Source organism: Massilia jejuensis (genome assembly GCF_042656795.1).
Taxonomy (GTDB): domain Bacteria; phylum Pseudomonadota; class Gammaproteobacteria; order Burkholderiales; family Burkholderiaceae_D; genus Telluria; species Telluria jejuensis.
In genome coordinates, this window is record NZ_JBHSMS010000081.1 from 24,681 (window position 1) to 30,680 (window position 6,000).

The window sequence follows — 6,000 nt, forward strand, 5'->3', positions numbered from 1 at the left end:
TGGACGCCCCCACATGACCGAAATCACCGATGATCGAAACCGCTGTCCTCTGGCTGCTCAAGGTCCTTGCCGCACCCACAGTCGGGCTTACGTCGGTCTTCGTTATCGCATTCGTCTCCGCCACCCTGGTCCCGCTCGGCTCCGAGCCGGCCGTGTTCGCCGTCATCAAGGCCAACCCGGCGATGTTCTGGCCTGCGATCATCGTCGCCACCATCGGCAACACGCTTGGCGGCGCGGTCGACTACCTGCTCGGCTACCGTGCCAAGATCGCCTTCGCCCGGGAGCGCCAGAGCCGCTGGTTCGGCTGGCTGGCCAAGTACGGCGCCAAGACCATGCTGCTGTCCTGGCTGCCGGGCATCGGCGACCCGCTGTGCACGCTGGCCGGCTGGCTGCATTTGCCGTTCTGGCCGAGCGTGATGTACATGATGATCGGGAAATTCGCACGCTACCTGACGATGACGCTGGTGCTGCTGTACGTGCCGGACGACTTCTGGCGCAACCTGGGCGAGACGATCACGCGCTTTACCGGCTGAGTCCGGTAAATCATTCGATTTGGATGGGTTCACGCGAGGGCAGATTTTCTGTGCCTTGGGTGCCGTTCTTGCAAACGTAATTTGCATGGATAGCCCCGGTTGCAAATTTTGTTGCTCAGCAAGCGTTCGGGTAATTCGCCTGGCCCAGCGTTGTGCGACGCAATAAGCTAGAATGGTTGTCCTTCGGGCCAGTCCACACGTCGATCATCCATGAACGCCCCAGTACACATCCAGACCCTGCTCGCCGATAGCGCTCCGGCGCGCCTGCGCGAAATTCCCTACAACTACACCTCGTTCTCGGACCGCGAGATCGTGATCCGCCTGCTCGGCGAAGCGTCCTGGCAGCTGCTCGACCAGCTGCGCGGCGCCCGCCAGACGGGGCGTTCCGCGCGCATGCTGTACGAGGTGCTGGGCGACATCTGGGTAGTACGGCGCAACCCGTACCTGCAGGACGACATGCTCGACAACCCGAAGCGGCGCCAGAAACTGATCGACGCGCTGCATCACCGCCTGGCCGAAGTCGACAAGCGCCGCCTGACGGTGGACGTGACCGACGGCGCCGACGCCGCCACCGGCGCCGCGCGCAGCAGCGCGGTCGAGCAGTTGCTGGCCGCGGCAACCAAGGCCGTCGACGACTTCGGCCGCGAGTTCCGCGAGATGTACGACCTGCGCAAGAAGGCGCGCGCCGTGCTGGGCGCCTATACCGACAAGCGCAACATCCGCTTCGACGGCATGCACCGTGTCTCGCACGTGACCGACGCCACCGACTGGCGCGTCGAATACCCGTTCCTGGTGTTGGTGCCCGACAGCGAAGAAGAGATGGCCGGCCTGGTGAAAGGCTGCATCGAACTCGGGCTGACCATCATCCCGCGCGGCGGCGGCACCGGCTACACGGGCGGCGCCATCCCGCTCACGGCCATGTCGGCCGTCATCAATACCGAAAAGCTGATCGGCCTGGGCGAAGTCGAGATGACGCGCCTGCCGGGCCTGGACCGCGACTACGCGACCATCCACACCGGTGCCGGCGTCGTCACCCAGCGCGTCTCGCAGGCGGCCGAAAAGGCCGGCTTCGTGTTCGCGGTCGATCCGACCTCGGCGCATGCCTCCTGCATCGGCGGCAACATCGCCATGAACGCCGGCGGCAAGAAGGCCGTCTTGTGGGGCACGGCGCTCGACAACCTGGCCTCGTGGCGCATGGTCGATCCGAACGGCGACTGGCTCGAAGTCACGCGCCTGGACCACAACCTGGGCAAGATCCACGACGCGCCCACCGCCGTCTTCAAGCTCGAATGGACCCATCCGGCGACCAAGGGCGCGCCCCGGGGCGCGCCGTTCCGCACCGAGACGCTCACCATCGAGGGCCGCAAGTTCCGCAAGGAGGGCTTGGGCAAGGACGTCACCGACAAATTCCTGTCCGGCCTGCCGGGCATCCAGAAAGAGGGCACCGACGGCCTGATCACGTCCGGCCGCTGGATCCTGCACAAGATGCCGAAGTTTACGCGCACCGTGGCGCTGGAATTCTTCGGCCAGGCGCGCGACGCGATCCCGTCGATCGTCGAGATCAAGGATTACCTGGACGGCCTGCCGAAAAGCGGCAAGCCGGAATTCGAGAGCCTGCGCCTGGCGGGCCTGGAACACCTCGATGAGCGCTACCTGCGCGCGGTCGGCTACGCCACCAAGTCCAAGCGCGGCACGCTGCCGAAGATGGCGCTGTTCGGCGACATCGTCGGCGACGACGAGAACGCCGTGGCCATCGCCGCCTCGGAAGTGGTGCGCATCGCGAACACCCGCGTGGGCGAAGGTTTTGTCGCCGTCAGCGCCGAAGCGCGCAAGAAATTCTGGCTCGATCGCGCCCGCACCGCGGCCATCGCGCGCCACACCAACGCCTTCAAGATCAACGAGGACGTCGTCATCCCGCTGAACCGGATGGGCGAGTACACCGACGGCATCGAGCGCATCAACATCGAGCTGTCGATCAAGAATAAGCTCCAGCTGGCCGCGGAACTGCGCACCTACCTGGCAGGCGGCCACCTGCCGCTCGAGAAAAACGACGACGCCGGCAACGAGGCCGTGGCGCGCGAAGAGATCATGGGCGACCGCCCGGAGCAGGCCGTGGCCCTGGTCGACGCCGTGCAGGCGCGCTGGACCTACGTGCTGGCAAACCTGGACCGCAAGCTGGTCGACGTCCACCACGAACTCGATGCGCTGGGCCTGGGCCACTTGTCGAGCGCCTTCGATCTGCGCATCGGCAACGCGCCCGATGCCACCCTGTTCGACGTCGTCCAGGACCACCTGCTGCGCATCTCCTGGAAACAGGAGCTGCGCGCGCCGCTGCGCCAGATCTTCAACGGCGCGGCCTACAAGTGCATCCTCGACGAGACGACCGCGATCCACAAGCGCGTCTTGCGCTCGCGCGTGTTCGTGGCCCTGCACATGCACGCCGGCGACGGCAACGTGCACACGAACCTGCCGGTGAACTCGGACGACTATGCGATGCTGCAGGATGCGCACCGGGCGGTCGAGCGCATCATGAAGCTGGCGCGTTCGCTCGACGGCGTGATCTCGGGGGAGCACGGCATCGGCATCACGAAGCTCGAATTCCTGAAGGACGAGGAAATCCAGGAATTCCGCGACTACAAGCTGCGGGTCGATCCGGAAGGGCGCTTCAACAAGGGCAAGCTCCTGAACCTGGAAGACGCCCATGCCGACCTGCGCAACGCCTACACGCCCTCGTTCGGCCTGATGGGCCACGAGTCGCTGATCATGCAGCAGAGCGACATCGGCGAGATCGCCAACAGCATCAAGGACTGCCTGCGCTGCGGTAAGTGCAAGCCGGTCTGCACGACGCACGTGCCGCAGTCGAACCTGCTGTACTCGCCGCGCGACAAGATCCTGGCGACGTCGGCCCTGATCGAAGCCTTCCTGTACGAGGAGCAGACCCGGCGCGGCGTCTCGATCCGCCACTGGGAAGAGTTCGAGGACGTGTCGGACCACTGCACCGTGTGCCACAAGTGCGTCACGCCCTGCCCGGTGGACATCGATTTCGGCGACGTTTCGATGAACATGCGTAACCTGCTGCGCAAGATGGACAAGCGCAGCTTCAAGCCGGGCAACCGCGCGGCCATGTTCTTCCTGAACGCGACCGATCCGACAACGATCAACGCCACGCGCAAGGCGATGGTCGGCGTCGGCTTCAAGGCCCAGCGCCTGGGCAACCAGCTGCTGCGCAAATTCGCGAAGGAGCAGACCGCCGCGCCGCCGCCGACCACGGGCAAGGCGCCGGTGCGCGAGCAGGTGATCCACTTCATCAACAAGAAGATGCCGGGGAATTTGCCGAAGAAGACGGCGCGCGCGCTGCTCGACATCGAGGACGACAAGGTCATCCCGATCATCCGTAATCCGAAGGCGACCAACGCCGACAGCGAAGCGGTGTTCTATTTCCCCGGCTGCGGTTCCGAGCGCCTGTTCTCGCAGGTGGGCCTCGCCACGCAGGCCATGCTGTGGGAAGTGGGCGTGCAGACCGTGCTGCCGCCGGGCTACCTGTGCTGCGGCTATCCGCAACGCGGCGCCGGCCAGTACGACAAGGCCGACAAGATGATGACGGATAACCGGGTGCTGTTCCACCGCATGGCCAACACGCTGAACTACCTCGACATCAAGACGGTCCTGGTGTCGTGCGGCACCTGCTACGACCAGCTCTCGACCTACGAGTTCGACAAGATCTTCCCGGGTTGCCGCATCATGGACATCCACGAATACCTGCTCGAGAAGGGCGTCAAGCTCGAAGGCGTGGAAGGCACGCGCTACATGTACCACGATCCTTGCCACACGCCGATGAAGATGCAGGATTCGATCAAGACCGTGAACGCGCTGGTCTCGACGGTCGACAACGTCAAGATCGAGAAGAACGACCGCTGCTGCGGCGAGTCGGGCACCTTCGCCGTGTCGCGTCCGGACATCGCGACCCAGGTCCGCTACCGCAAGGAGAGCGAAGTCGAGAAGGGTGCCGCGAAACTGCGCGAGGACGGCTTCCAGGGCGCGGTCAAGGTGCTCACCAGTTGCCCGTCCTGCCTGCAGGGATTGTCGCGCTACGACGGCGACGCCAATACCTCGGCCGATTACATCGTGGTCGAGATCGCGAAGCACCTGCTGGGCGAGAACTGGCTGCCGGACTACGTGGCCCGCGCCAACAACGGCGGCATCGAGCGGGTGCTCGTATGAGCCGGACGTCCGGCTGCACTGTCCAGGGGTGCGAGCTGTGCCAGTTCGCCGCCTCGACGGTGCACGCGAACGAAAAGTTTTCGGTCATCTTCGCCGACGAACCGAATTATCCCGGCTTTTGCCGCGTCATCTGGCGCGACCATGTGCGCGAGATGAGCGACCTCGCGCGCGACGACCGCCTGCTGCTCAACGAAGCGGTGTGCCAGGTGGAACAGGCGGTGCGCGAAACGCTGATGCCCGATAAGATCAACGTCGCCAGCCTGGGCAACGTCGTACCGCACCTGCACTGGCACGTCATCCCGCGCTACACTGATGACGCGCACTTCCCGGCGCCTGTCTGGGCCGCCGCCGTGCGCCAGACGCAGGCCGGCGTGCTCGAGGCCCGCCGCGCCCTGTTGCCGCAACTTGCCGACGCCATCGCGCGCCGCATGAACCATTGACCAAGACCAGCCATGCCAATTCCAACCGAACTGACCGTCCACCAAAAGTCCCGCCTGCTCGACATCGCTTTCGATGACGGGAGCGCCTTCTCGATTCCTTTCGAACTGCTGCGCGTGTACTCGCCGTCGGCCGAAGTGAAAGGCCACGGCCCCGGCCAGGAAACCCTGCAAGTGGGCAAACGCGAGGTCGGCATCCAGGGTGTCGAGCCGGTCGGAAATTACGCCGTGAAACCGGTGTTTACGGACGGCCACGACAGCGGGATATTTACCTGGGATTATCTCTACAAGCTCGGCAGCGAGCAGGACGCGCTCTGGCAGGATTACCTGAACCGCCTGCATGCAGCTGGTTTCGAGGGCGACAGCGGGCGCCAGACGGGCACGGTGCTGCCCGGCGCCCTGGTGCGCGGCGGCGTCTGTGGTAGCGGCCACGGCCATTAAGTTGCCTCCGGCCAGCCAATAAAAAAGCGCCTTCGAGAGGCTAATGCCGTTCAATCAAGGTCTCTCTTGAGGACACGTACGGTATAACGCTGAGGTAAGGCCTTGACGACCCGGTCGATTTTTCGACCGGGTCGTTCTTCATTCAGGAGCATGACCAGACGCCCTCGAAGACGTTGCATCAAGGCTGGCAGTTTGCCGTATGCCCGGGTCACCGCTGCCCAATGGAGCTCGTACTGGATGACGTGGAAGGCGCGGATGAAACTGATCTCGGTCGGTTCGCATTTGACTTTGAGTGCGGCCTTGGCCATCTCCAGCCGGATCAAGTTGTAAGCGGTCAGCGCACCCCAGATTTCCTGGTAGACGCCTTC

4 protein-coding genes and 1 pseudogene are annotated in these 6,000 nt (G+C 64.5%); 4 read left to right on the forward strand and 1 reads right to left on the reverse strand.

Annotated features, from left to right (window positions below):
• Nucleotides 1–29 precede the first annotated feature (29 nt).
• From ACFPOU_RS23080 to ACFPOU_RS23095, 4 genes are all read left to right on the forward strand, one after another.
• Nucleotides 30–533 (forward strand): YqaA family protein, encoded by a 504-nt coding sequence (locus tag ACFPOU_RS23080; protein ID WP_379727239.1) that lies wholly within the window; start codon nt 30–32, stop codon nt 531–533.
• Between the two features lie 210 nt (nt 534–743).
• Complete coding sequence (locus ACFPOU_RS23085; RefSeq protein WP_379727242.1) at nt 744–4,754, forward strand: DUF3683 domain-containing protein; 4,011 nt, start codon at nt 744–746, stop codon at nt 4,752–4,754.
• On the forward strand, nt 4,751–5,194 hold the full coding sequence (locus ACFPOU_RS23090) for an HIT family protein (protein ID WP_379727245.1): 444 nt from the start codon (nt 4,751–4,753) through the stop codon (nt 5,192–5,194). Before ACFPOU_RS23085 ends, ACFPOU_RS23090 begins: the two co-directional genes overlap by 4 nt.
• Before the next feature lie 12 nt (nt 5,195–5,206).
• A complete protein-coding gene (locus tag ACFPOU_RS23095; RefSeq protein ID WP_379727248.1) occupies nt 5,207–5,632 on the forward strand; it encodes a gamma-butyrobetaine hydroxylase family protein in 426 nt (141 codons plus the stop codon).
• Nucleotides 5,633–5,682: 50 nt separating this feature from the next.
• Here the strand turns inward: ACFPOU_RS23095 and ACFPOU_RS23100 are convergent.
• Nucleotides 5,683–6,000, reverse strand: a pseudogene (locus ACFPOU_RS23100) (IS4 family transposase); the annotation flags it as partial.